Here is a 25180-nt window from a genome sequence, read left to right as displayed (position 1 = left end):
TTGAACCGAGTCCCCGGCCGTCGCGCCCGGACCGAGAGGGATTGGCCGCGTGCACCTCAAGAGCCTGACGCTCAAGGGCTTCAAGTCCTTCGCCTCGGCGACCACGCTGCGGTTCGAGCCCGGGATCACCTGCGTGGTCGGCCCCAACGGCTCCGGCAAGTCCAACGTGCTCGACGCGCTGCGCTGGGTGATGGGCACGCAGGGCGCCAAGGACCTGCGCGGCGGCAAGATGGAGGACGTCATCTTCGCCGGCACCTCCGGCCGCGCCCCGCTCGGGCGCGCCGAGGTCAGCCTCACCATCGACAACTCCGACGGCGCGCTCCCGATCGACTACACCGAGGTCTCGATCACCCGCCGCATGTTCCGCGACGGCGCCAGCGAGTACGAGATCAACGGCAGCACGTGCCGCCTGATGGACGTGCAGGAACTGCTGTCGGACTCCGGTATCGGCCGCGAGATGCACGTCATCGTCGGGCAGGGCCAGCTCGCCCAGATCCTGGAGGCCAAGCCGGAGGAGCGCCGCGCCTTCATCGAAGAGGCGGCCGGCGTGCTCAAGCACCGCAAGCGCAAGGAAAAGGCGCTGCGGAAGCTGAACGCGATGCAGACCAACCTCGACCGGCTCGGCGACCTCACCACCGAGCTGCGCCGCCAGCTCAAGCCGCTGGGCAAGCAGGCCGAGATCGCGCGCAAGGCCCAGGCCGTGCAGTCCGAACTGCGGGATTCGCGGCTGCGCCTGTTCGCCGACGACCTGGTCACCCAGCGCGCCACGCTGGCCAAGGAGGAGGCCGACGAGCACGCCGCCCGCGCCCGCCGCCACGAGGTCGAGCAGGCGCTGGAGATCGTCACCGCGCAGGAGAACGAGCTGGAGGGCTCGCTCGCCGAGGACGCGCCGCGGCTGACCGCGGCCCAGGAGACCTGGTACAAGCTGTCCGCGCTGGCCGAGCGGTTGCGCGGCACGGTCCGGCTGGCGGTCGAACGGCAGCGCCACCTCTCCGCCGCACCCGACGCGCATTCCGGCGGCCGCGACCCCGAGGAACTGCTCGCCGAGGCGGAGCAGGTCGCCGAACGCGAGCAGGAGCTGGCCGAGGCCGTCGAAGAAGCCAGGATGCTGCTCTCGGAGACCATCCAGCGGCGTGAGCAGCTCGAACACCAGGTGCAGGCGGCCGAACGCGCGCACATGGCCGCGGTCCGCGCGATCGCCGACCGCCGCGAGGGCCTGGCCAAGCTGACCGGTCAGGTGGAGGCGCTGCGCAGCAAGAACGGCGCCACCTCCGACGAGATCGACCGGCTCACCGTGTCGATCGACGAAGCCGGTGAGCGTGCCGAGATCGCCGCCGAGGAACTGGAGCTGGCCCAGACCGAGGGCGGGGTCGAGGAGTCCGACGACGCCGATCTGCAGGGCCGCCACGACCGTGCCGTCGAGGCGAACAACGCGGCGAAGGCCCGGGTCGAGGAACTGGTCAAGGCCGAGCGTTCGGCCGAGCGCGAGATCGCTTCGGAGAAGGCCCGCGTCGACGCGCTGTCGATGGGCTTGCGCCGCAAGGACGGCGCCGGCGTGCTGCTCGGTGCCGCCGACCAGCTGCCCGGCCTGCTCGGTTCGGTGGCCGCGCTGCTCACCGTCGAGCCGGGGCACGAGGTGGCGCTGGCCGCCGCGCTCGGCCCGGTCGCCGACGCGATCGCGGTGACCGGTGGCGAGGACGCGCTGGCCGCGCTGAAGCTGTTGAAGAGCAACGAATCCGGCCGCGCCGGCATCCTGCTCGGCAGCGACGAGTACACAGTGGACACCGCGAGCTGGCCGAGCCTGCCGCCGGGGGCGCGCTGGGCGCGCGAGGTGGTCACCGCGCCGGTCGCGCTGCGGCCCGCGGTCGAGCGGGCGCTGGCCCGAGTGGCCATTGTGGACGATCTGGAGACGGCGCGGCGGCTGGTCGCGGTGGATCCGTCGGTCAGCACGGTCACCGCCGACGGTGACGTGTTCGGCGCGCACTGGGCGATGGGCGGCTCCGCGCGCCAGGAGAGCGTGATCGAGGTGCAGGCGGCCGTCGACGAGGCGCAGAACCGCCTGGCCGCCGCGGAACGCAGCCTGGAGCGCACCACCGCCGAACTCGAAGGCGCGCGGGCCGAGCAGCAGGCGCGGCGCGAAGAGGTCGGGCAGGCGAAGGAAGCGCTGGGCGAGGCGAAGGTCCGCCGCGCGCGGTCGTCGGAGCGGCTCAACCGGGTGCAGCAGGCGGCGCGGTCCGCCGAGGCCGAGGTGACCCGCCTGCGCGAGCAGCGCGCGAAGGTGGAGCGCACCCGGGAGCAAGCGCTTGCGCAGCTGGCTGAGCTGGAGGAACGGCTGGACGCCGTGGCCGAGCAGCCGGTCGACGAGGATCCCGACACTTCCGAGCGCGACCAGGCGAAGGACGACCTGGCGGCGTTGCGGCAGGAGGAGGTCGAGGCACGGCTCGCGTTGCGGACCGCCGAGGAGCGGTCGCGCGGGCTGGCGGGCAAGGCCGAGTCTCTGCGGCGCGCGGCGTTCAACGAGCGGCAGGCGCGGGAGCGCGCGGCGAAGGCGCGCGAGGCGCGGGAGCGTGGCGCGGAGATCGCCGCGGCCGTGGTCGAGGCCGGTGAGTACGCGCTGGACCGGATCGAGGTGTCCGTGCAGCGGGCCGCCGCCGAGCGCGACGAGATCCAGGGGGAGCGGCAGCGCCGGGAGACCATGCTCGCGCAGGTGCGCGGCAAGGTCCGGGAGTTCGCCGGTGAACTGGAGAAGCTGACCGACGCGGTGCACCGCGACGAGGTGCTGCGGGCCGAGCAGCGGCTGCGGCTGGAAACGCTGGAAGGCAAGATCGCCGAGGACTTCGGCATCGGGCTCGAGGACCTGGTCGCGGAGTACGGCCCGGAGGTGCCGGTGCCGCCGAGCGCCGGCGAGATCGCCGAGTACGAGGCGGCGAAGGAGCGCGGCGAGCAGGTCAGCGCGCCGCAGCCGATCCCGTTCGACCGGCCGACGCAGCAGCGGCGGGCCAAGCGCGCCGAACGCGACCTGACGCTGCTCGGCAAGGTCAACCCGCTGGCGCTGGAGGAGTTCGCCGCGCTGGAGGAGCGCTACAAGTTCCTGTCCACCCAGCTGGAGGACCTGAAGGCGACGCGCAAGGACCTGCTGACGGTGATCAAGGAGGTCGACGACAAGATCCTCGAGGTGTTCAGCACCGCCTACGAGGACGTGGCGCGCGAGTTCGAGATCGTGTTCTCGGTGCTGTTCCCCGGCGGGGACGGGCGGATGGTGCTCACCGAGCCGGACGACCTGCTCGCCACCGGCGTCGACGTGGAGGCGCGGCCCCCCGGCAAGAAGGTCAAGCGGCTGTCGTTGTTGTCGGGTGGGGAGAAGTCGCTGGTCGCGGTGGCGATGCTGGTGGCCATCTTCCGCGCGAGGCCGTCGCCGTTCTACGTGATGGACGAGGTCGAGGCGGCGCTGGACGACACGAACATGCGCCGGCTGATCGGGCTGCTGGAGCAGCTGCGGGAGAGTTCGCAGCTGATCATCATCACCCACCAGAAGCCGACGATGGAGATCGCCGACGCGCTGTACGGCGTGAGCATGCAGGGCGACGGCATCACGAAGGTGATCTCGCAACGCCTCCGGAACGACCCGAAGCCGCCGCCCGCACGAGCGGCGGCGCCCGCGGCCGCGGTTGCGGCGCCGGAAGCCGAGGCGCCCGCCTCGCCCCCGCCCGAGCCCGAGGCGCCTTCAGCCGCCGCCACGCCGGAGCCCGCGCCGATGGCCGAAGCCACGGAAGCCGCGCCGGTGGCCGAGCCTGCGCCGGAAACCGCGCCGGAGCCGGAGGCTGAGCCGGTGGCCGAAGCCGCTTCCGAGCCGGAAGCCGCGCCGGTAGCCGAAGCCGCGCCTGAGGCGGTGGCCGAAGCCGCCTCCGAGCGGGAAGCTGCGGCGCTGGCTGAGGCCGAGCCTGAGCCGGAGGTCGAGCCGGAAGCTGCGCCGGGGGCCGAGGTAGCACCGGAAGCCGCGCCTGAAGCGGTGGCCGAGGCTGCCTCCGAACCTGAGCCCGAGGTGGCCACCGAGGAGTCCCCCGCCTGAAAACCGGTGGCGCCACGCCCCGGCTTGCGGCACCGTCTCCGCATGGTTTCCCAGCTGCAGAACGTCGCGATCGACGCGGTCAACGCCTACGAACTGGCTCGCTTCTGGAGCGAGGTGACCGGCTTCCCGCTCCACCCGGAGGACAATCCGGGTGACGAGGAGACGGAGGTGATGCTCCCCGACGGCCCCATCCTGCACTTCAACCAGGTCCCCGAGGCGAAAACCGCGCAGAAGAACCGGCTCCACCTCTGCCTCCGCCCCGAAACCACGCGCGAAGAGGAAACCGAGCGCCTCCTGGCCCTCGGCGCCACCCTGGTCGCGGACCGCCGCGAACCGGACGGCTCGGGCTGGGTCGTGCTCGCCGACCCCGAGGGCAACGAGTTCTGCGTACTCCGCAGCGCCGCCGAACGAGCCGGCTAAGGAGCGCGGGATGCGCGCTGCTTCGCCTCGGGAAGCAGGTGACAGCCGGTCCGCACGCGGATGGTGGTGCTCTCCGAAGTGGCGTCGACCGTGAGCTTCGCGGCGTAGGCGTCGTGGAAGCTGACGCTGCGTGAGCCGAGGTCGTCGATGGTGAACCCGTGGGCTGAAGCCGTTCGCTCGACGGTGATCGCGGCCCGCGGCCACTGGTCCGGCGGGATCCTCGCCGGGGTGCTGCTCGTCCGGGTCGAGGTCAGGGCGTCCCCGGGAGCCGCCTCGGGGAAGTCGGCGCAGCCCGGATCGCGATCGTCCGCGGTTTCCCACGGGGGCAGGCCGAATTTGGCGCTGAGTGCACCGGCGATCTCGTTCGTCAGTTCTCCGTACCGCGCCACGGCCTCGTCGATGTCCGGCCGCCGGGTGAGTTCGCTCCACCGGCTGCCGGGGCTCCCGCAGGCGCCGAGGGCGAAGGCGCAGGCCACTGCCGTCAGGAACACCGTGCCGGATCCCGCCATGACCGTCGCGTCCCCTGCCAGAGTCACCGTCCGTCATGACTTTAGTGGAGTGGTTCGAAAATCGTGACCCGCTGTCGGTGATTGTTCTGGCAGGATGCCCCGGGTGAGTGAGTCAGCGTGGCCGGCGGGTGACCCGCGGCGATTCTTCGACGCTCCGATCGATGCCGACCAGCTGCGCGCGAGCAGCCCCAACATCCACGCCAGGGCCATCGCGGTGGCCGTCGGCCTGGTGGCCGGGGTGGTGCTGGTCGCGCTGGGCTGGTGGGCCATCGCCGACGGGCGGTGGTGGTCGGTGGTGCTGGGCGTGCTCGTGGTCCTCGCCGGGCTGTACGCGGTGGTGCGCGGCTTCCGCGCCGAGCACGCGGTCAAGCCCTTCCGTGGTGGGCAGCTCGTCCCGGGCGTGGTGGTCCAGCAGGCCGACGGCAAGGTCGAAATCCTGGTCCTCGGCGACATCTCGCGCGACCCGGTCTCACCACCGCGCTTCGCCTACCGGCTGATTTCGTTCCGCGCCCGCGAGGGCACGCAGTTCGTGCCCGGCCAGTGGGTCCCGTGCGTCATGCACGGGTTCGTCGGTCCCGGCCGCCGGGACACCTGGTGGAACTTCGAGGCGTCCCCCGTCTCCTGGGCCACCGCCGACGCGACCGTGCTGCAGAACGCGGACCGGATGATCCCCGAGGCCGAGTGGACCCAACTCCTCACCGGCGCCGAACAGCTCACCGAACTGCGCCGCCGGATGAGCAGGCTGCTGGTCATCCCGGACACCGAACTGCCCGACGGCCTGCGCCGCCCGGTCAGCCGGATCGGAGTACCGGTGGAATGGCAGGAAACCGGCCGCGCCCGCTTCGTCGGCTCGCTCTCGGACCGCGTCCACCCCGCCATCCCCTGAACGCGGTGAATGTGGCTTTCACTGCGCCAGACGCTGTGAAAGCCACATTCACTGCACGGGACCTAAGCCGCCTTGTCGACCGGGGCGGCGGTGGCTTCGGCCGACTTCGGGTCCGGCGTCGAGTGCCGCAGCGAGAGCAGGCCGCCCACGATCAGGGTGATGATCACCCCGGCCAGCGTGTACCACGGGAACGCCAGCGCCACGTTGTTCCCGCCCGCCTTCGAGAAGTCCACGCCGAGCAGCGCACCGCTCGCCTTGTCGAACTTCACCCCGAGGATCACGAACGCCATCACCAGCACGGTGACCACGAAGGCGGCGATCGCGTCCGGCTGCCGCGCCTTCTTGATCAGCAGCCCGAGCAGGAACGCGCCGAGCAGCGCGCCGTAGGTGTACCCGGTGATGCCCAGCGCCTGCACCACGATCGGGTCGCTGGTCGAGGTGAACGAGGCGAAGAAACCGGCGAACACGATCAGGATCCCGGCCCAGATGATCGTCCAGATGCGACCCTGCTTCAGTCGCTCCTCATCGGACAGTTGCCTGCCGATGACCCGTTCGTACACATCGGTGACCGTCGAGGACGCCAGCGCGCCGAGCGAGGAACTCAGTGCGGCGGCGAGGATCCCGGCGATCACGAAGCCCGACAACCCGCTGGGCAGCTCGGTCACGATGTAGTTCGCGAACAGTTCGTCGTTCGTGTTCAGCCCCAGTTGCTTGACCGGGTCCAGTCCGTTGTAGAACGCCCACAGCATCACGCCGATGAACAGGAACAGCGCGAACTGCAGGAACACCACCACGCCCGAGGCGATCAGCGCCTTCTGCGCCGCGCGCAGGTCGTTCGTGGCCTGGAGGCGCTGCACGATCAGCTGGTCGGACCCGTGCGAGGCCATCGACAGCACCGCGCCACCGATCACCGCGGTGATGATCGCGTACTGCCCGGTCAGCGGGTTCGACGAGAAGTCGAGCAACTGGAACTTGTTCGCGTCGACGGCTCGCGAGAACCAGCCGTCGGGCAGGTTGGCCGCCAGCACCCAGATCACCACGATGCCGCCGAGCACGTACCAGAGCATCTGGATGGCGTCGACCCACACCACGGCGCGCACCCCGCCGAAGAAGCTGTAGATCACCATCGCGATGCCGAGCGCGATCACGATCGCCCAGTACGACACGTTCAGGCCGTACGCGCCGAGCACCACCTTCACCGGGATCGCGGTGGCGAACAGCCGGATCCCGTCGGCCGCGGTGCGGGTGAGCAGGAAGGTCACCGAGGCGGTGCCCTGCAGCCCGCTGCCGAACCGCTTGCCGAGGAAGGCGTACGCGGTCACCAGGTTGCCCGCCACGTACCGGGGCAGCAGCACGAAAGAAACCACGATGCGACCGAGGATGTACCCGATCGCCAGCGACAAATAGGTCATCCCGCCCGCACCGGGCGTGGCTATGTAGGCGACCGTGGGCACCGACAACACGGTCAGCGTCGACGTTTCCGCCGACACCACCGAGAGGCAGGCCACCCACCACGAGATCTTGCCCTCGCCGACGAAATAGTCGTTACCGGACTTCTGCCGGCCGCCGATCACGATGCCGAGTACCGGCATCCCCACCAGAAAGATCGCGATTATCGCGAGGTCGACTGCGCGCATTGACATCTCCTACCGTGTTTTACCCCGCGGCGCTATACGCAAACGGGTAATGACCGCGGGCAAAGGGGGCGGGAGCGCCGCCGGGTGCGCACCGGGCGTGATGCTGCCGAGCAGTCGCGGGCCCGCGGCGCCGGTGGCGCTCGGCAGGTTCGCCGGCTGTCCGTGCCAGGTCAGCCAGCCCAGCAACGCGGTCAGGTAAGCCTCTTTGGCCGCGCGGGGCAGGCCGAGTTCGTCGCTCGTGCGCAGTTCGGCGGTGAGCCGCGCGGCGAGTGCGCGCATCAGCGCCGGGTTCTCCACGCCGCCGCCGGAAGCCACCACGGTGCCCGCTTCGTGGCGGGCGCATTCGGCGGCGATGGTGGTCGCGGTCAGTTCCGTGAGGGTGGCGAGAAGATCTTCTCCGGAAAGCGAAAGATCGCCGATGTGGGTGTGCAGGTAATCGGTGTGGAAATGTTCCTTGCCGGTGCTTTTCGGCGGGGGAGCGGCGTAGTAGGGATCGGCGAGCAACCGGTCCAGCAGTCCGGAGTGGACACGACCGGCGGCGGCGAGCCGGCCGCCGAAGTCGCTGCGCTGCCCGCTGACCTCGGCGGCGGCGAGGTCGAGCAGCGCGTTGCCCGGTCCGGTGTCGTAGGCCAGCGCGCCGGTGTCCGCGCGCACCACGGTGATGTTGGCGATGCCGCCGATGTTGAGCCCGACCGCTGTCTTCCCGCTGTCTTCGGCGAGCCCGCGCAGCCAGAGCTGGTCGAGCGTGCTGGCCAGCGGCGCGCCGTGCCCGCCCGCCGCGACGTCGCGGGTGCGCAGGTCGGCCACCACGGGCAGGCCGGTGCGTTCGGCGATCCACGCGGGCTGGCCGAGTTGCAGCGTGCCGCGGGCCCGTCCGTGCTCGACCCAGTGGAACACCGTCTGCCCGAGCGACGCGATCAGGTCCGCGCCGCCCGCGAGCTCGACGCCGGTGGCGGCCGCCTCGGCGAAGGACTGGCCGACCAGCGTGTCCAGCCGGGTGAGCTCCTCCGCGGTGCACGGGTTCGGCGGCAGTGCGCCGAGCAACCGCTCGCGGAGCTCGTCGGGGTAGGGGATCTCCGTCTCGGCGATCGGGGTCAGCGCCAGTTCGCCGTCCTCGGCGCACAACCGGGCGGCGGCCACGTCGATGCCATCGATCGACGTGCCCGAGATGAGCCCCACGACGGTGAGGGGCTCGCCAGAACGAGCAGTCACGGAGGAGTGGTCTAGTCCTTGGCGCGGGCGGGGCGCAAGCGGAATCGTTACTTCTTGTCCAAACCGAGTTCACCTCGGTGGATGCTTGGCCTGGGCGCGGGGGCGGATGGGGGCCGGGGGGCTCGGATGCGAGGATGGCCGCGTGTCGAGCAACCTCTGGTTCTGGATCATCGTCGTAGTCGTCGTGGTGCTGGCGGTCGCGCTGGTCACCGGGCTGATCGTGGCGCGCAAGCGCAAGATCAGCCTGACCGAGACCGACAAGGCCGAGCAGGCCAAGGAGGTCAAGCCCAAGGGCGGTGGTTATCAGGCGGGTGGTGGCATCGCGCTGGCGCCCGGCGGGGAGAAGGCCGAGGCGCACCCGGCCGGTGAGCGCACCGAGGTCGACGGGCAGCCGGGCGTCGGTGACGACGCTTCGGTGCCGCGGGACGCGCCTCGCCGGGGGATCGTCGACGTCGGCCTGCCGGAGGACACGGAAGCCGCGGCCGAGCCCGAGGCGGAGCCCGACACCGACACCAAGCCGAAGACCGGAGCCAAGCCCGAAGCCGGGGCGAAGCCCGAGGCAGGAGCCAAGCCTGCGGCCGGGGTCAAGCCCGAAGCCGGGGCCAAGCCCGAGGCTGAAGCCAAGCCCACGACCGGGGCGAAGCCCGAGACCAAGCCCGAGGCAGCGCCGGAGCCGGTGGAGGAGATCGCGCCGGCGGCTGGGCGGATCGAGCGGTTGCGCGGGCGCCTGTCCAAGTCGCGGTCGGCGTTCGGGCAGGGGTTGCTCGGGCTGCTCGGCGCCGGTGACCTGGACGAGGACTCCTGGCAGGACGTCGAGGACACCCTCCTGGTCGCCGACCTCGGTGCGGCGACCACCACCGAGATCGTCGAGAAGCTGCGTTCCGAACTGTCCGTGCGCGCGGTCCGCACCTCCGAGGACGCCAGGGCCGTGCTCCGCGAGGTCCTGATCGAGGCGCTGGCCACCGACGGCGACCGCGCGGTGCGCGCGCTCCCGCACGGCACCGGCGACGACAAGAAGCCCGCGGTCGTGCTGGTCGCCGGGGTGAACGGCACCGGGAAGACCACCACCACCGGCAAGCTCGCCCGGGTGCTGGTGGCACAGGGCCGCGACGTCCTGCTCGGCGCGGCCGACACCTTCCGCGCCGCCGCCGCCGACCAGCTCCAGACCTGGGCCGACCGCGTCGGCGCCGAGGTGGTCCGCGGCAAGGAGGGCGCCGACCCGGCCGCCGTCGCCTTCGACGCGGTCAAGCGCGGCACCGAGGCCCGCGTGGACACCGTGCTGGTCGACACCGCCGGCCGCCTGCACACCAAAACCGGCCTGATGGACGAGCTGGGCAAGGTCAAGCGGGTGGTGGAGAAGCAGGCCAAGGTGGACGAGGTGCTGCTCGTGCTCGACGCCACCACCGGCCAGAACGGGCTGATGCAGGCCCGCGTGTTCGCCGAGGTGGTGGACGTGACCGGCATCGTGCTGACCAAGCTGGACGGCACCGCCAAGGGCGGCATCGTCTTCCAGGTGCAGCGCGAGCTGGGCGTGCCGGTCAAGCTGGTCGGCCTCGGCGAAGGCGCGGACGACCTGGCGCCGTTCGAGGCCGGTGCCTTCGTGGACGCCCTGCTCGGCTGAAAAACCCGATGCCCCGGCCGGTGCGGCCGGGGCAGAATGTCGGCCATGCCCGGTTGACGCCCTTCCCGCGCCCCACCTCCTCGACGGTTCGCCGTCATCCGCAACCGCTTCGAGGAGGACCTGAATGACCATCGAACTACGCCGTCTCACCGGCGACGACGCCCCGCGCGTGCACGAGATCCTCGCCACGCCCGAGGTCGCGGCCTGGTGGGGCGATCCGGACGTGGAGACCCCCGAACTGGTCGCGCCCGAGGACCCGGACACCACCTCGTACGCCATCGAGTTCGAGGGCACCGTGGTCGGCGTGATCCAGGGTTCGGAGGAAACCACCCCGCAGTACCGGCACGCGGGCATCGATCTCGCGGTGCACCCGGACTGGCACGGCCGCGGCATCGGCACGGCCGCGATCCACCGGCTGGCCACGTACTTCATCGAGGAACGCGGCCACCACCGGCTGACCATCGACCCGGCCGCCGAGAACGAGCGGGCGATCGCGGTCTACCGCAGGCTCGGCTTCCGGCCGGTCGGTGTGCTGCGCCAGTACGAGCAGCGCCGCGACGGCACCTGGCGCGACGGCCTCCTGATGGACCTGCTCGCGCCCGAACTCACGAAGCCGTGATCCGCGCCGACAGCTCCTTCGCCACCCGCTGAACCGCGGGCGCGATGCGCGAGACCGCCTCCTTGGTGAGCCGTCCCTCCGGGCCGGACACCGACACCGCGGCCGGGGTCGGCGTGCCGGTCAGTGCGACCGCCACGCAGCGCACGCCGATCTCCTGCTCGCTCTCGTCCAGCGCGTACCCCTGCTCGGCCACCTCACGCAGGTGGTCGAGCAGCGTGGCCGGGTCGGTCAGGGTGTGCGTGGTGTACGCGGGCGTACCGGTGCGCGCCAGCAGCGCGCGCACGTCGTCGGCGGGCAGTCGCGCGAGCATGGCCTTGCCGACCCCGGTCCCGTGCGGCAGCAGCCGCCTGCCCACCTCGGTGAACATGCGCATCGAGTGCTTCGACGGGACCTGCGCGACGTAGACCACCTCGTCGCGCTCCAGGATCGCCAGGTTCGCCGTCTCGCCGGTCTCCTCGACCAGCTCGGCGAGCAGCGGCCGGGTCGCGGTGCCGAACTGCACCCCCGCGTGTTCACCCAACCGGATGAGCCGGGCTCCCAAGGCGTACCGGCGATTGGTGTGCTGTCGGACGTACCCGAGGTCGAGCAGGGTCCGGATGAGCCGGTGGATCGTGGGCATCGGGAGGCCGGATGAGGTGGCCAGTTCGGAGAGACTTGCCTCACCCCCGGCGTCGGCCAGGCGTTCCAGCAGCTCAAAGGCCCGCTGCAGCGACTGCACACTGCCGGGCCTGCGTTGAGTTTCCGCCATGCAGAAACTATAGTCCGCAAAATAGAAAACGTCTCCAAGTTGGGGTGTTCACACATGTCTGAAGTTCGTGTCCTCGGAGATTCCGTCGAAGGCGGCGAGGAGATCCTGACGCCCGAAGCGCTGGAATTCCTCGCCGGTCTGCACGATGCCTTCGCCGCTCGCCGGGACGAGCTGCTCCAGGCCCGCCGCGTCCGCCGCGAGGAGGCCGCGCGCACCGGCAAGCTCGACTTCCTGCCGGAGACCGCGCACGTGCGCGAGTCCGACTGGAAGGTCTCCGACGCGCCGCCGGCGCTGCGCGACCGCCGGGTGGAGATCACCGGGCCGACCGACCGCAAGATGACCATCAACGCGCTCAACTCCGGGGCCAAGGTCTGGCTGGCCGACCTGGAGGACGCCAACACCCCGCACTGGCGCAACGTCGTCGGCGGGCAGGTCAACCTGCGCGACGCCATCCGCGGCGACATCTCGCTGAGCACGCCGGAGGGCAAGAACTACCAGCTGCGCGACGACGTCGAGCACGCCACCATCGTGGTCCGCCCGCGCGGCTGGCACCTCGACGAGCGCAACCTGGAGTTCGACGGCCGCGCCGGGGTCGGCGCGCTGGTCGACTTCGGCCTGCACTTCTTCCACAACGTGCGTGCCCTGCTGGCCAACGACAAGGGCCCGTACTACTACCTGCCGAAGATGGAGAGCCACCTCGAAGCGCGGCTGTGGAACGACGTGTTCACGCACGCGCAGAAGGAGCTGGGCATCCCGCACGGCACCGTCCGCGCCACCGTGCTGATCGAGACCATCCCGGCCGCGTTCGAGATGGAGGAGATCCTCTACGAACTGCGCGAGCACGCCTCCGGGCTGAACGCGGGCCGCTGGGACTACCTGTTCAGCGTGATCAAGTACTTCCGCGACGCCGGCGAGAAGTTCGTCCTGCCGGACCGCAACAGCGTCACCATGACCGCGCCGTTCATGCGGGCCTACACCGAGCTGCTGGTGCGCACCTGCCACAAGCGCGGCGCGTTCGCGATCGGCGGCATGGCCGCGTTCATCCCGAGCAAGGACCCCGAGGTCGCCGAGAACGCGTCGAAGAAGGTCCACGCCGACAAGGCGCGCGAGGCCGGCGACGGGTTCGACGGTTCGTGGGTGGCGCACCCGGGCATGGTCGGGCTGTGCAAGGAGGAGTTCGACAAGGTCCTCGGCGACCGGCCGAACCAGCTCGAGCGCACCCGTGACGAGGTGAGCGTGACCGCGGAGCAGCTGCTCGACGTGGCCTCCACCGAGGGCGGCGCGACCGCGGCAGGCCTGCGTGGCGCGGTCGACGTCGGTGTCCGGTACATCGCGTCCTGGCTGGGCGGGAACGGCGCCGCCGCGATCCACAACCTGATGGAGGACGCGGCCACCGCGGAGATCTCGCGGTCGCAGCTGTGGCAGTGGGTGCGCAACGGCACCAAGCTGGACAACGGCCAGACGGTGACCCGTGAGCTGGTGCGCGAGTCGCTCGCCGACGTGCGGCAGGAACTGACCGGGGCGATCGACGCCGACCTGCTCAAGGAAGCGGTCGAGCTGTTCGAGGAGGTCGCGCTCGCCGAGGAGTTCGTCGACTTCCTGACCCTGCCCGCCTACGAGCGGATCAAGTAAGCGATGGCAGAGGGGCGGCTCTCCGAGGACGTCTACGCGAACATCGACGCCCGCCTCGCCGAGGTGGACGCCCGGGTCGCCGGGTTGTACCCCGGTGAGCCGCCCGACCGCCAGCCGGTGCACACGGTGTACGTGCCCGCCGGGCGGTTCACCGCCGACCTGGCCGCGCGGTGGGGCGAGCAGGCGCTGGCCGCGCTGGCCGAGCACGGTCCACTTGAGACGGACGACGTCGATGGCACCGTGGTCGAGCGGGTTCGCGCCAAACTCGCCGCCGAGCCGATCGAGGACCTGCGGCTCGACTTCGAGGACGGCTACGGCCGCCACGGCGACGAGACCGAGGACGCCGACGCGCGGGCGGCGGGTGCCGAACTGGCGGCGTCGGTGAAGAACGGCCAGGCGCCGCCGTTCACCGGGATCCGGTTCAAGAGCTTCGAGCAACCGACCCGGCGGCGCGGGATCCGCACGCTGGACCTGTTCCTCGGCGGGTTGCTCGAAGGTGGCGACCTACCGGCCGGGTTCGTGGTGACGCTGCCTAAGGTCACCGCGGTCGAGCAGGTGGAGGCCTGCGCCGCGGTGCTGGAGCGGCTCGAACCCGCGTACGGCCTGGCGGCCGGCGCGCTGCGGTTCGAGGTGCAGGTGGAGACGGCGCAGTCGATCCTGGCCGAGGACGGCACGGTCGCCGTGGCCCGGATCATCCAGGCGGGCGGCGGCCGGATCACCGGGCTGCACTACGGGACGTACGACTACAGCGCCGGGCTCGGCATCAGCGCGGAGTACCAGAGCATGGAGCACCCGGCGGCCGACTTCGCCAAGGGGTTCATGCAGGTGGCCGCGGCCGGGACGGGCGTGCGGTTGTCCGACGGTTCGGCGAACAAGCTGCCGGTGGGCGACCGGGAGGCCGTGCGGTCGGCGTGGCGCGAGCAGATGCGGTTGATCCGGCGTTCGCTGGAACGCGGTTTCTACCAGGGCTGGGACCTGCACCCGCACCAGCTGCCGAGCCGGTACGCGGCCACGTACGCGTTCTTCCGCTCGGGCTTCTCGGCGGCGGCCGCGCGCCTGAGGGCCTACGCCTCGGCCGCGGAAGGCGGTTTCCTCGACGAACCGGCGACCGCGCAGGCGCTGGCCGCGTACCTGTGCCGAGGCCTGGACTGCGGGGCGCTCGGCGAGCCGGAACTGACCGATTTGGACAGAGCGACGCTTGATCGGTACGTCCGCCGCGCGTAACACGCCCGGAACTCCCGAACCTTAGGTTGCGCGCATGACCGACGTCGAGAAGGTGGAACCGGCGGCGAAGAAGAAGCGCTGGTACACCTCGCTGTTCTTCCAGATCATCGTGGCGGTGGTGGCCGGGGTGCTGCTCGGGCACTTCTGGCCGTCCATCGGCGCGGAGCTGAAACCGGTCGGCGACGGCTTCATCCGGCTGATCAAGATGATCATCGCGCCGCTGATCTTCTGCGTGGTGGTCACCGGCATCGCCGCGGTCGGCGACGTCAAGGCGGTGGGACGGCTCGGCTTCAAGGCGATCCTGTACTTCGAGATCGTCACCACCTTCGCGCTGCTGTTCGGCCTGCTGGTGGCCAATCTCGGGCAACCGGGTGCCGGACTGCACATCGATCCATCCACTTTGGATGCTTCGGCGCTGGACGCGAAGACCCAGGGCGGGCACCTGCCGTCCACTTCGGAGTTCCTGCTGGAGACCATTCCGGAGAGCGTGGTCGGTGCGTTCGCCGAGAACACCCTGCTGCAGGTGCTGTTCTTCGCCGTGTTCTTCGGGCTGGCGCTGGCCGTGCTCGGACGGGAGAAGGCGCCGCTGGTGCTGGGGTTCGTCGAGCAGGTGCAGCTGGTCATCTTCAAGGTGATGGGCTGGGTGATGCGGGCCGCGCCGCTGGGCGCGTTCGGCGCGATGGCGTTCATCATCGGCCAGTACGGCATCGGCACGCTCGGCACCTACGCGAAGCTGATCCTGGCCTGCTACGCGGCCGCGGTGCTGTTCGCGCTGATCCTCGCGGCGATCGCGCGGTTCTACGCGGGCGTGCCGATCTGGCGGTTCGTGCGTTACGCCCGTGAGGAGTTCCTGCTGGCGCTGGGCACCGCGTCGACCGAAGCGGTGATGCCGCGCATCATGACCAAGCTGACCGACGCGGGCTGCTCGCGGGCGGCGACCGGGCTGGTGGTGCCGACGGGGTACTCGTTCAACCTGGACGGGGCGACGATCTACCTGTCCATCTGCACGGTGTTCCTGGCGCAGGCGTTCGATGTCGACATGTCGCTCGGGCAGCAGCTGGTGGCCGTGGGCATCCTGATGCTGACGTCGAAGGGCATGGCCGGTGTGCCGGGCTCGTCGTTCCTGGCCCTCTCGGCCACGGCCGCCGCCATCGGCGCGTTCCCGGTTGCCGGGGTCGCACTGCTGCTGGGCGCGGACCGCCTGATGGATTCGATGCGGGTGTTCGTGAACCTGCTCGGCAACTGCGTCGCGACCTTTGTGGTGGCGAAGTCGGAGAAGCAGCTGGACCGCGAACAGATGTCTCAACTGCTGATGCGCAGTGCCAAGTAGACGTCGACCTGGTTGGTGAAGTCGGTCAGGTCGAGGCCCAGCAGTTCACTGGCGCGCCCGATCCGGTACCGCAGGGTGTTCACGTGGATGTGCAGGGCTTTCGCGGCCACCGCCGGGGAACCCGACGACTCCAGGAACACGCGGACCGTGTGCACCAGGTCGCTGTGCTGCGCGGCGTCGTAGTCCAGCAGCGGGCCGAGCACCCGGCGCCGGAGGGCGGTGCGCAGTTCGTCCGAGACGCCGGCCAGTACCAGCCGGTGCACACCGATCTCCTCGCCGGGGACCACGGCCACGCGGTCCTCGCGGTTCGCGCCGACCTCCAGTGCGTGCACGGCTTCCTCCACCGCGCCGCGCACCCCGGTCAGCGCGGCCGGCCCGCCGACGCCGACCAGCACCCGGTCCGCCGCCAGTGCGGGCTCCACTGTGGACAGTGCGCGGGTGGCGGCCGGGGCCCAGTCGGCGGGCCAGCCGTCGGCGGCGACCAGTGCGCAGGAGTCCTCGCCGAACCGGCCGCGCAGCACGCGCAGCGGGTACCCGGCGAGCAGCTCGTCGAGCAGGTCCCCGGCCACCGCCTCGCCCACGGTCCGGGTAAGCACCACGCGGACCGCGGTGTCCGGCGCCCAGCCCGCCGCGGCGAAGGCGTCGCCGAGATCACCGCCCCCGTTCAGCCCACGGAAGAGTGATCTTTCGACCTCCGTCTGCCGGGCCTGGACGCGTGACCGGCCGACCAGCGCGGCCACCTCCGCGGCGATCTCGTGCTGCTCGGTGGCCCAGTCCGCGGCACCGCCGGTGACCAGCGCCCACGGCACGGTGAACCCCGCACCGGCGGGCAGCACGGTGTGCCTGCTGTCCACCTCCGCGCCCATGCTGAACGCGGCGGCCAGCGGTTCGGCCTCGGGCAGCAGCAGGCCGGTGCCCGCGACCACCCGGCCGGTCCCCGCCAGCACCCAGCACGGCACACCGAGTTCGGCCGAACCCAGCCGCAGCAGGTCCGGCAGCGGGAGTTCGGCGGCGTGGGCGGGCAGCCTGCCCGGTGGGGCTTCGCGCTCGGCGGCCAGCGCCAGCACCACCCGCTCGACGATCACCGCGAACGACAGGTCGGGCGGCACTTCGAGCAGCGGGATGTGGTGGCGTTCGCAGGCCTGGACCAGGTCGTCGGGGATACCGCCGGAGTCCGCGCCCGAGGCGGCCAGCGCCGCCGTGCCCGCCCGCGCGAGCGCCGCCACGAACGGATCGGCGTCGCCGGGCGCCCGCCACCACAGCAGCCCGGTGAGCACCAGTTCACCCGCCGAGAGGTAACGGCTGGGGTCCGGCAGTTCGGTGCCGTAGACCCGGGTGACCCGCCGGTCGAGCAGGTCGCCGCCGCCACGCAGGCGCAGGCGCAGCTCCGGCAGCTCCAGCAGAGTTTTCACCACGGTCATAGGCTTTGTAGAAAACCACAACATGCCGGTGTTTCGCTCACGGAGATTCGTGTCCGGCCACCGTTGCCGCGGCGATTCGGCCGCTGTCTACTGGTGTATCCACCAAGAAGGGGACGGGGTGACCAGTGGAATTCCTGCGTCCGGCCACGCTGGCGGAGGCGCTCGCGGTGAAGGCCGAGCGGCCCGGTGCGGTGCCGATCGCCGGGGGCACCGACGTGATGGTCGAGCTGAACTTCGACCACCGCAGGCCCGAGGCGCTGCTGGACCTGACCGGGATCGCCGAACTGGGTGAGTGGAGCACCGCCGACGGGAATGTCCGGTTGGGTGCCGGGGTGCCCTACACCCGGCTGATCGAGCAGCTGGGCGCGCGGTTGCCGGGGCTGGCGATGGCCGCCCGCACGGTCGGCTCCCCGCAGATCCGCAACCGCGGCACGGTCGGCGGCAACCTCGGCGCGGCCTCGCCCGCCGGGGACACGCACCCGGTGCTGCTGGCCACCGGCGGCACCGTCGAGGTGGCCTCGGTGCGCGGGATCCGGCTGATCGCCGCCGACGACTTCTACCTCGGGGTGAAGCGCAACGCGCTGGCCGACGACGAACTGATCACCGCGGTGAACCTGCCCGACGCCAAGGCACCGCAGCAGTTCTCGAAGATCGGCACGCGCAACGCGATGGTGATCGCGGTGTGCTCGTTCGGCCTCGCGTTGCACCCGGAGCAGGGGCGCGTCGGCGCGGCGATCGGGTCGGCCGCACCCACCCCGCGCCGCAGCCGGGCCGCCGAGGACTTCCTCTCCGGTGAGCTGACCGACGCCGGACTGTGGGAATCTCCCGCACCGCTGCGGGATTCGGTGTGCCGCCGCTTCGGTGAGCTGGTGGCCGAGGGCACCGAACCGATCGACGACGTCCGCGGCAGCGCCGCGTACCGCAGGCACGCGTTGTCCGTGCTCGCGCGGCGCACGCTGACCTGGGCGTGGCAGGAGTACCGGACAGGGGAGCGTTCATGCGCGTGAACATGACCGTCAACGGCGAGCAGCGCCAGGCCGACGACGTCTGGGAAGGGGAGAGCCTGCTGTACGTGCTGCGCGAGCGCCTCGGCCTCCCCGGCTCCAAGAACGCTTGCGAGCAGGGCGAATGCGGGTCGTGCACGGTGTACCTGGACGCCGTTCCGGTGTGCGCCTGCCTGGTCGCCGCCGGACAGGCCGAGGGCCGCGAGGTCCGCACGGTGGAGGGGCTGGCCGACGGGGACCGCCTCGACCCGGTCCAGCAGTCCTTTGTGGACGCGGGCGCGGTGCAGTGCGGGTTCTGCACGCCGGGGCTGGTGGTGGCCGCGCACGACCTGCTGGCCAGGGTGCCGGAGCCGGCCGATGAGGAGATCCGCGAGGCGCTGGCCGGGAACCTCTGCCGCTGCACCGGGTACGAGAAGATCCTCGACGCGGTGAAGCTGGCCGCGACGCGGGGGGCGAGCGCATGAGCCGGATCGCCATCCAGGGTGTCACGGTGTCCACTGTGGATGCCGACGGCACCGAGCACGCCGACGGCCACGTGGTGGTGGAGAACGAGCTGATCACCGAGGTGGGGCCGGGTCCGGCACCGGGCGGCGACTACGACGAGCGCCTCGACTTCGGCGGCCTCGGCCTGGTCACACCCGGCCTGGTGAACACGCACCACCACCTGTACCAGTGGGCCACGCGCGGGCTCGCCGCCGATTCGACGCTGTTCGAGTGGCTGGTCGAGCTCTACCCGATCTGGGGCCGACTCGACGCCGACGTCACGCACGCCGCCGCCACCGCCGGGCTGGCCAAGCTCGCGCTGTCTGGCTGCACCACCGTCGCCGACCACCACTACGTCTTCCCGTCCGACGCCGGTGACCAGGTCGAAGCGCTGGTCGCGGCCACCGGCCGGATCGGCGTGCGCAGCCACATCGTGCGCGGCTCGATGGACCGGGGGGAGTCCGACGGCGGCCTCCCGCCGGACAACCTGGTCGAGGACACCGACGCCGCGCTGACCGGCACCGAGGAGGCGATCGACCGGTACCACGACACTTCGAAGAACGCGCACGTCCGGATCGCGGCCGGCCCGTGCTCACCGTTCACGGTCAGCCGCGCGCTGATGACCGGTGCGGCCGAACTGGCGCGCCGCAAGGGCGTCCGGCTGCACACCCACCTCGCCGAAACGCTCGACGAGGAGGAGCAGTGCCTCGCCGAGGAGGGCTGCACCCCGGCCGAGTACGCGGACGACATGGGCTGGCTCGGCGACGACGTCTGGCTCGCGCACACCGTGCACCTGGCGCCGGAGGCCATCGCGCGAATGGGCAAGACCCGGACCGGCTCGGCGCACTGCCCGACCTCCAACGGCCGCCTCGGCACCGGCATCGCGCCGGTGCGGGACCTGCTCGACGCGGGTGCCCCGGTCGGCCTCGGCGTCGACGGTGCGGCGTCCAATGAGGACGGTGGGCTCGGGGTGGAGCTGCACGCGGCGTTGCTGCAGGCACGCCAGCGCGGTGGGCCCAAGGCGCTGACCGTGCGCGAGGCGCTGTGGCTCGGCACGATGGGCGGCGCGCGCTGCCTCGGCCGGGAGTCCGAACTCGGCTCGATCGAACCGGGCAAGCTCGCCGACCTGGTGGTCTGGGATCTCGGCGGGCTCGACTACGCCGGGATCACCGACCCGGTGGCGTCGCTGGTGCTGGGCAGCGCGCCACGGCCGTACCGCGTGTTCGTCGGCGGCCGGACCGTGGTTTCCGAGGGCGCGCTGGAAACCGCCGACACCACGGCGATCGCCGGTGACCTGCGCAAGGTGAGCACGCGGCTGCGGGAGGCGAGATGAGCACCACCACCGAGGTGGTCGTCGAGGGCGGGGTCGGCAGCAACGCGCAGCGCCCGGACGGCACGGTCAAGGTGCGCGGCGAGTTCGCCTACTCCTCGGACCTGTGGCACGAGGACATGCTGTGGGGCGCCACGCTGCGCAGCCCGCACCCCTACGCGCGCATCCTCGGCATCGAGATCGGCGAGGCGCTGGCCGTGCCCGGGGTGTACGCGGTGCTCACTCACGAGGACGTGCCGGGCAGCAACGCCTACGGCCTGGAGCACGCCGACCAGCCGGTGCTCGCCGTGGACGTGGTGCGGTACCAGGGGGAACCGGTGGCCGTGGTGGCCGCGGACCACCCCGAGACGGCCCGGCGCGCGATGGACCGGATCAAGGTCGACTACGAGGTGCTGGAGCCGGTCACCGACGCGGAAACCGCGGTCGAGGGCGTGGGCCCGCGGCTGCACCCCGGCGGGAACGTGGTGCGCCACGTGCCGATCCGCCGCGGTGACCAGTCCGCCGAGGCCGCCGTGGTGGTCCGCGGGACCTACGAGGTCGGCATGCAGGACCAGGCCTTCCTCGGGCCGGAAAGTGGGCTCGCGGTACCCGCCGAGGACGGCGGTGTCGATCTTTTCGTGGCCACGCAGTGGTTGCACGTGGACCAGCAGCAGATCGTCGCGGCGCTCGAGCTGCCGCCGGAGAAGGTGCGGCTGACCCTCGGTGGGGTCGGCGGGGCGTTCGGCGGCCGGGAGGACCTGTCGATCCAGGTGCACGCGTGCCTGCTCGCGCTGCACACCGGCAAGCCGGTGAAGATGGTCTACAACCGCGAAGAGTCCTTCTACGGTCACGTGCACCGGCATCCCGCGCGGATGTACTACGAGCACGGCGCCGATGCGGACGGCAAGCTGGTCTACGTCCGGGCGAAGCTGTACCTCGACGGTGGCGCGTACGCCTCATCGACCGGTGCGGTGGTGGCGAACGCGGCCACGCTCGGCGTCGGGCCGTACGACGTGCCCAACGTGACGGTGGACTGCTGGGGCGCGTACACGAACAACCCGCCGTGCGGGGCCATGCGCGGGTTCGGGGCGGTGCAGGCGGGTTTCGCGTACGAGTCCCAAATGGACAAACTGGCCGAGGCGTGCGGGCTGGACCCGGTCGAGGTGCGCCTGCGCAACGCGATGAGCGAGGGCTCGGTGATGCCGACCGGGCAGGTGGTCGACTCGGCGGCGCCGGTGGCGGAACTGCTGGAACGGGTGCGCGACATGCCGTTGCCGCCGTCGGCCGAGTTCGACCTGCGGCGGATGCCGGGCGGGGTGTCGAACACGACGCACGGCGAGGGCGTGGTGCGCGGGGTCGGCTACGGCGTCGGGATCAAGAACATCTGCTTCTCCGAGGGCTTCGACGACTACTCGACCGCGCGGGTGCGGCTGGAGGTGGTCGGCGGGGAACCGGCGGCGACCGTGCAGACCGCGGCCTGTGAGGTGGGGCAGGGCCTGGTCACCGTGCTGCAGCAGATCGTGCGGACCGAGCTGGGCGTGGACCGGGTGACCGTGCTGCCGATGGACACCACCATCGGCAACGCCGGGTCGACCTCGGCTTCGCGGCAGACCTACGTGACCGGTGGCGCGGTGCGGGCGGCCTGCCTGGCGGTGCGGGCGTCACTGCAGCGGGTGGCGACGCCGCTGGTCGCGGACGTCAGCCTGGCGCAGGCGCTCGGGGACACGGTGCTGGAGGAGACCGTCGAATGGCGGCACCGGCCGACCACCGCGCTGGACCCGTCGACGGGTGCGGGCACCGCGCACGTGCAGTACGGGTTCGCCGCGCACCGGGCGGTGGTCGACGTGGACGTCGAGCTGGGGCTGGTGAAGGTGGTGGCGCTGGACTGCGCCCAGGACGTGGGGCGGGCGCTGAACCCGCAGGCCGTGCTGGGCCAGATCCAGGGCGGTTCGGCGCAGGGGCTCGGGCTGGCGGTGATGGAGGAGATCCAGACCGAGGGCGGGAAGATCCGGAACCCGTCGTTCACCGACTACCTGATCCCGACCGTGCTGGACATGCCGCCGATGTCGATCGACGTGCTGGAACGGGCCGACCCGCACGCGCCGTACGGGCTGCGCGGCGTGGGGGAGCCGCCGACCATCTCGTCGACGCCCGCCATCGTGGCCGCCATCCGGGCGGCTACCGGCCTGGCCCTTGAGCGGGTCCCGGTCCGCCCGGAACACCTGACCGTGGCTACGGCCGAGGTGCAGTGAATGTGGCTTTCACTGCCGAATCGGCAGTGAAAGCCACATTCACGGCATGAGCGTCTTCGCGTAGGCGACGCACGAGGCGGAGGCGGCGTCCATCGGTTCCGTGGCCCGCATGGCGCGGCACAGGACGAAGGCGCCTTCCAGCGCGTTGATCACGGCGAACGTGAGCTTCCTGGCGTCCGCCTCGGTGAGGCCGAAAGCGGCGATGCCCCGCGTCCCCGCTTCGATCCACGCGGTGAACACGTCGGCGGTGGCGATCCGCAGTTGCTCGTTCGTGCTGGCCACCTCCAGCGCGACGGTGGCGATCGGGCACGCGTCCGCGTACCCGGTCTCCACCAGCATCTCGGCCGCCGCCGAGAAGAACGTCTCCAGGCCGGTGACCAGGTCGGGCGCCGGCGCGATCAGTTCGTCGAGCAGGGCGATGTAGGCCATGCCCGAGGTACGGATGACCTCCTCGCCGAGCTGTTCCTTGCCACCGGGGAAGAAGTGGTAGAGCGAGCCGAACGGCGCGTTCGCCTCGGCCACGATCTGCTTCAGCCCGGTGCCGGTGTAGCCGTTGCGGCGGAACAGCTCGGCGCCGGCGGTCATGATCCGTTCCTTGGTGTTTCCCACCAGCCCAGGATACCGCTAGAGCGTTCTATCCAGAGCCGGCTTGCGCGCGCGGTCGCCGAACACCAGGTTCAGCAGCACCGCGGCCACGCACCCGGCGCTGATGCCCGAGTCCAGCACGGTCCGCACCGCCGAGGGGAAGTGCTCGTAGAACCCCGGCGCGGCGATCGGGATCAGCCCGATGCCCAGCGCCGCGGCCACCACCGCGATGTTCACCGGCCGCTCGAACGACGCCTTCGCCAGCGTCCGGATGCCGCTGACCGCGACGCTGCCGAACAACACCAGCCCGGCCCCGCCGAGCACCGGCTGCGGCACCAGCGCGACGATCCCGCCGGCGATCGGGAACACCCCGAGCAGCACCAGCACCACCCCGCCGGCCGCGACCACGTACCGGCTCACCATCCTGGTCAGCGCCACCAGGCCGACGTTCTGCGCGAAGGCCGTCGCGGCGAACCCGCCGAAGACGGTGCTCGCCGCGGTGGCGATGCCGTCCGCGCGCAGGCCGTCGGCGATGGTGCGCGGGGTGGACGGCCGGTCCACGATCTCGCCGAGCGCCAGCATGTCCGCCGTGCTCTCCACCATGATCACGATCATCACGATGGCCATGGACACCACCGCGGCGATGTCGAAGGCGGGCGTGCCGAAGTGGAACGGGCTGGCGATGCCGAACGCCGGCGCCTCGGTCAGCGTGGCGGTGTCCACCTCGCCGAGCGGCCAGGCCAGCAGGGTGCCGGCGACCAGGCCGAGCAGCAACGCGATCCGGCTGAAGAAACCCGGGAGGAACCGGGTGAACGCCAGCACCGCGATCAGCGTGACCCCGGCCAGCAGCAGCCCCGACGGCGACGCCGAGTCCTGCTGGTTCGCGATCCACCGCACCGCGACCGGCAGCAGCGAGACGCCGATCAGGGTGATCACCGTGCCGGTGACCAGCGGCGGGAAGAACCGGGTGAGCCGCGAGAAGAACGGGGCCGCGAGCACCATCAGCACGCCGCCGATGAGCGTGGCGCCGTAGACCACGCCGAGCGCGTTCTCGCCGCCGTGCTGCTTCACGATCGCCAGCACCGGCGCGACGGTCGCGAAGGTCACGCCGTTCACCAGCGGCAGCCGCGCGCCGAACCGCCAGAAACCCAGTGTCTGCAACAGGGTCGCCAGCCCGGCGGTGAACAGGCTGGCGCTGATCAGCAGGCTCAGCTCACCGGGGCTCAGCCCGACGGCGGCGCCGATGATCAGCGGGGGCGCGACGACCCCGGCGTACATCGCGGCGACGTGCTGGATGCCGCCCGCGATCAGTTGTCCTTTGGACGGGATGGTGTCTACGGGATGGGTCACTGGACGTCCACCTCGGCGTCTTCTCCGTCACGCAGCACCGTGCCCTCGATCAGCCCGTACGGGCGGTCCGCGGCGAAGAAGACCTCGTTCTCGTTGGTCAGCCCGAACGGGCTCAGGTCGACCAGGAAGTGGTGCTTGTTCGGCAGCGAGAGCCGGATCTCGGCGATCTCGTCGCGGGCCAGCAACACCGCCTCGCCCATCGCGTAGAGCGTCTGCTGCAGGGAGAGGCTGTGCTTGGTGGCGAAGGTTTCCAGCAGGATGCGGCGGATCTCGCCGAAGGAGGTGGCCCAGTCACCGGACGCGGCGCGATGGCGCCAGCGGGCGGTGAGCGCGGTGGCCAGGATGCGGTCGTCGGTTTCGGCCAGCGTCGTGTACTGGTCGCGGGGGAAACCGTGGAACTCCGAGCCGGTCGACTTGAGCACGGTCAGCCCGGTGAGCCCGGAAATCACCGTGGGGGCACCGTCCTTGAAGGTGACCTCGGTGGTCCGGCGCTCGTCCCCGGACCGGTTGAAGGAGTGGTCGTGTGGTTCACCGCCGACGGTGATGCGCTGCCAGCCGTGTTCCTCGATCCGGACGCGCGCACCGGTGATGTGGCTGAATTCGCCGGTGAAGTGCCGGCCGAGGCGCAGCGCGAAATCCTCGATCTCGCCGACCGGTTCCTGCTTGGCGAAGGCGTAGACGGTGTTCTTCTGCGTGTCGGTGGCCACCACGTCGGCGTTGTCGCCGGTGAGGTGGGTGCGTTCGAGGTGTCCGCGCAACGCGGTGGACACGGTGAGGTCGCGGAGTTCGTGCACCGGGCCCGAGCGCTGCACGGTGACCATCCGGACTTCGGCTTTCCCGTACTGGTTGGGGCCCAGGTGGACGGCCAC

At 71.3% G+C, this 25180-nt stretch carries 19 protein-coding genes and 1 pseudogene; 12 read left to right on the top strand and 8 right to left on the bottom strand.

Annotated features, from left to right (window positions below):
• Positions 1 to 49 precede the first annotated feature (49 nt).
• Together smc and JYK18_RS00760 are read left to right on the top strand one after the other, a co-directional pair.
• Positions 50 to 3637, top strand: a pseudogene (gene smc, locus JYK18_RS00765) (chromosome segregation protein SMC); the annotation flags it as partial.
• 474 nt (positions 3638 to 4111) lie between these two features.
• Entirely contained in the window at positions 4112 to 4489 is a 378-nt protein-coding gene (locus JYK18_RS00760; RefSeq protein WP_206799221.1) for a VOC family protein, read from the top strand.
• Here JYK18_RS00760 and JYK18_RS00755 read toward each other — a convergent pair.
• Entirely contained in the window at positions 4486 to 5025 is a 540-nt protein-coding gene (locus JYK18_RS00755) for an LppA family lipoprotein (RefSeq protein ID WP_206799219.1), read from the bottom strand. The genes JYK18_RS00760 and JYK18_RS00755 overlap by 4 nt on opposite strands.
• A gap of 67 nt (positions 5026 to 5092) precedes the next feature.
• On the opposite strand from JYK18_RS00755, the gene JYK18_RS00750 reads away from it, so the two are divergent.
• Positions 5093 to 5884 (top strand): DUF3239 domain-containing protein, encoded by a 792-nt coding sequence (locus JYK18_RS00750; protein WP_206799217.1) that lies wholly within the window; start codon positions 5093 to 5095, stop codon positions 5882 to 5884.
• Positions 5885 to 5946: 62 nt separating this feature from the next.
• Here the strand turns inward: JYK18_RS00750 and JYK18_RS00745 are convergent, their stop codons facing one another.
• Entirely contained in the window at positions 5947 to 7521 is a 1575-nt protein-coding gene (locus JYK18_RS00745) for a sodium:solute symporter (RefSeq protein ID WP_206799215.1), read from the bottom strand.
• A 9-nt stretch (positions 7522 to 7530) separates the two neighbouring features.
• Positions 7531 to 8733: an anhydro-N-acetylmuramic acid kinase gene (locus tag JYK18_RS00740; protein WP_206799213.1), complete on the bottom strand. Its 1203-nt coding sequence runs from the start codon at positions 8731 to 8733 to the stop codon at positions 7531 to 7533.
• Between the two features lie 142 nt (positions 8734 to 8875).
• Here JYK18_RS00740 and ftsY point away from each other — a divergent pair, with 142 nt between their 5' ends.
• Both ftsY and JYK18_RS00730 read left to right on the top strand, forming a co-directional pair.
• Positions 8876 to 10354 (top strand): signal recognition particle-docking protein FtsY, encoded by a 1479-nt coding sequence (ftsY, locus tag JYK18_RS00735; RefSeq protein ID WP_307795740.1) that lies wholly within the window; start codon positions 8876 to 8878, stop codon positions 10352 to 10354.
• Between the two features lie 124 nt (positions 10355 to 10478).
• Complete coding sequence (locus JYK18_RS00730; protein WP_206799211.1) at positions 10479 to 10973, top strand: GNAT family N-acetyltransferase; 495 nt, start codon at positions 10479 to 10481, stop codon at positions 10971 to 10973.
• On the opposite strand, the gene JYK18_RS00725 is transcribed toward JYK18_RS00730, so the two are convergent.
• Positions 10960 to 11721 (bottom strand): IclR family transcriptional regulator, encoded by a 762-nt coding sequence (locus JYK18_RS00725; protein WP_206799209.1) that lies wholly within the window; start codon positions 11719 to 11721, stop codon positions 10960 to 10962. The genes JYK18_RS00730 and JYK18_RS00725 overlap by 14 nt on opposite strands.
• A 54-nt stretch (positions 11722 to 11775) precedes the next feature.
• Between JYK18_RS00725 and aceB the strand changes: the two genes are divergently transcribed.
• Genes aceB through dctA form a run of 3 tightly spaced genes read left to right on the top strand, consistent with a single transcriptional unit; the run spans position 11776 to position 15907 of the window.
• Entirely contained in the window at positions 11776 to 13353 is a 1578-nt protein-coding gene (gene aceB, locus JYK18_RS00720; protein WP_206799207.1) for a malate synthase A, read from the top strand.
• Positions 13354 to 13356: 3 nt separating this feature from the next.
• Positions 13357 to 14577: an aldolase/citrate lyase family protein gene (locus tag JYK18_RS00715; RefSeq protein ID WP_206799198.1), complete on the top strand. Its 1221-nt coding sequence runs from the start codon at positions 13357 to 13359 to the stop codon at positions 14575 to 14577.
• A 34-nt stretch (positions 14578 to 14611) separates the two neighbouring features.
• Positions 14612 to 15907 (top strand): C4-dicarboxylate transporter DctA, encoded by a 1296-nt coding sequence (gene dctA / locus JYK18_RS00710; RefSeq protein ID WP_206799196.1) that lies wholly within the window; start codon positions 14612 to 14614, stop codon positions 15905 to 15907.
• On the opposite strand, the gene JYK18_RS00705 is transcribed toward dctA, so the two are convergent.
• Positions 15880 to 17328: a PucR family transcriptional regulator ligand-binding domain-containing protein gene (locus JYK18_RS00705; protein WP_206799185.1), complete on the bottom strand. Its 1449-nt coding sequence runs from the start codon at positions 17326 to 17328 to the stop codon at positions 15880 to 15882. The genes dctA and JYK18_RS00705 overlap by 28 nt on opposite strands.
• A 125-nt stretch (positions 17329 to 17453) precedes the next feature.
• Here JYK18_RS00705 and JYK18_RS00700 point away from each other — a divergent pair, with 125 nt between their 5' ends.
• From JYK18_RS00700 to JYK18_RS00685, 4 genes are read left to right on the top strand one after another with little or no spacing between them, the layout of a single operon-like run.
• The gene (locus JYK18_RS00700; RefSeq protein ID WP_206799174.1) at positions 17454 to 18335 is read left to right on the top strand and encodes a xanthine dehydrogenase family protein subunit M; all 882 of its coding nucleotides are present in this window, start codon (positions 17454 to 17456) and stop codon (positions 18333 to 18335) included.
• A complete protein-coding gene (locus JYK18_RS00695; protein WP_206799172.1) occupies positions 18326 to 18796 on the top strand; it encodes a (2Fe-2S)-binding protein in 471 nt (156 codons plus the stop codon). The genes JYK18_RS00700 and JYK18_RS00695 overlap by 10 nt, the downstream gene beginning before the upstream one ends.
• Positions 18793 to 20148: an 8-oxoguanine deaminase gene (locus JYK18_RS00690; RefSeq protein ID WP_206799170.1), complete on the top strand. Its 1356-nt coding sequence runs from the start codon at positions 18793 to 18795 to the stop codon at positions 20146 to 20148. The genes JYK18_RS00695 and JYK18_RS00690 overlap by 4 nt, the downstream gene beginning before the upstream one ends.
• Positions 20145 to 22376: a molybdopterin cofactor-binding domain-containing protein gene (locus tag JYK18_RS00685; RefSeq protein ID WP_206799162.1), complete on the top strand. Its 2232-nt coding sequence runs from the start codon at positions 20145 to 20147 to the stop codon at positions 22374 to 22376. Before JYK18_RS00690 ends, JYK18_RS00685 begins: the two co-directional genes overlap by 4 nt.
• Positions 22377 to 22415: 39 nt before the next feature.
• On the opposite strand, the gene JYK18_RS00680 is transcribed toward JYK18_RS00685, so the two are convergent.
• The 3 genes from JYK18_RS00680 to pucL are packed head-to-tail and all read right to left on the bottom strand — an operon-like array spanning position 22416 to position 25180.
• Positions 22416 to 22961, bottom strand: a complete 546-nt coding sequence (locus JYK18_RS00680) for a TetR/AcrR family transcriptional regulator (protein ID WP_206803961.1) — start codon at positions 22959 to 22961, stop codon at positions 22416 to 22418.
• A 39-nt stretch (positions 22962 to 23000) separates the two neighbouring features.
• The gene (locus tag JYK18_RS00675; protein ID WP_206799152.1) at positions 23001 to 24311 is read right to left on the bottom strand and encodes a nucleobase:cation symporter-2 family protein; all 1311 of its coding nucleotides are present in this window, start codon (positions 24309 to 24311) and stop codon (positions 23001 to 23003) included.
• Positions 24308 to 25180 carry a factor-independent urate hydroxylase gene (gene pucL, locus JYK18_RS00670; protein ID WP_206799151.1) on the bottom strand — a complete coding sequence of 291 codons (873 nt, stop codon included), beginning with the start codon at positions 25178 to 25180 and terminating at the stop codon, positions 24308 to 24310. Before pucL ends, JYK18_RS00675 begins: the two co-directional genes overlap by 4 nt.

It is taken from the genome of Amycolatopsis sp. 195334CR (genome assembly GCF_017309385.1).
GTDB lineage: Bacteria > Actinomycetota > Actinomycetes > Mycobacteriales > Pseudonocardiaceae > Amycolatopsis.
Note: the sequence above shows the minus strand (reverse complement) of the source record. Positions and strands in the feature narration are given on the sequence as shown.

Bases quoted from the DNA above. Each gene is read 5' to 3' on its own strand.
- JYK18_RS00760 (WP_206799221.1), top strand. From the start codon at position 4,112: ATGGTTTCCCAGCTGCAGAACGTCGCGATCGACGCGGTCAACGCCTAC.
- JYK18_RS00750 (WP_206799217.1), top strand. From the start codon at position 5,093: ATGCCCCGGGTGAGTGAGTCAGCGTGGCCGGCGGGTGACCCGCGGCGA.
- JYK18_RS00745 (WP_206799215.1), bottom strand. From the start codon at position 7,521: ATGCGCGCAGTCGACCTCGCGATAATCGCGATCTTTCTGGTGGGGATG.
- JYK18_RS00730 (WP_206799211.1), top strand. From the start codon at position 10,479: ATGACCATCGAACTACGCCGTCTCACCGGCGACGACGCCCCGCGCGTG.
- JYK18_RS00725 (WP_206799209.1), bottom strand. From the start codon at position 11,721: ATGGCGGAAACTCAACGCAGGCCCGGCAGTGTGCAGTCGCTGCAGCGG.
- aceB (WP_206799207.1), top strand. From the start codon at position 11,776: ATGTCTGAAGTTCGTGTCCTCGGAGATTCCGTCGAAGGCGGCGAGGAG.
- JYK18_RS00715 (WP_206799198.1), top strand. From the start codon at position 13,357: ATGGCAGAGGGGCGGCTCTCCGAGGACGTCTACGCGAACATCGACGCC.
- dctA (WP_206799196.1), top strand. From the start codon at position 14,612: ATGACCGACGTCGAGAAGGTGGAACCGGCGGCGAAGAAGAAGCGCTGG.
- JYK18_RS00705 (WP_206799185.1), bottom strand. From the start codon at position 17,328: ATGACCGTGGTGAAAACTCTGCTGGAGCTGCCGGAGCTGCGCCTGCGC.
- JYK18_RS00695 (WP_206799172.1), top strand. From the start codon at position 18,326: ATGCGCGTGAACATGACCGTCAACGGCGAGCAGCGCCAGGCCGACGAC.
- JYK18_RS00690 (WP_206799170.1), top strand. From the start codon at position 18,793: ATGAGCCGGATCGCCATCCAGGGTGTCACGGTGTCCACTGTGGATGCC.
- JYK18_RS00685 (WP_206799162.1), top strand. From the start codon at position 20,145: ATGAGCACCACCACCGAGGTGGTCGTCGAGGGCGGGGTCGGCAGCAAC.
- JYK18_RS00680 (WP_206803961.1), bottom strand. From the start codon at position 22,961: ATGACCGCCGGCGCCGAGCTGTTCCGCCGCAACGGCTACACCGGCACC.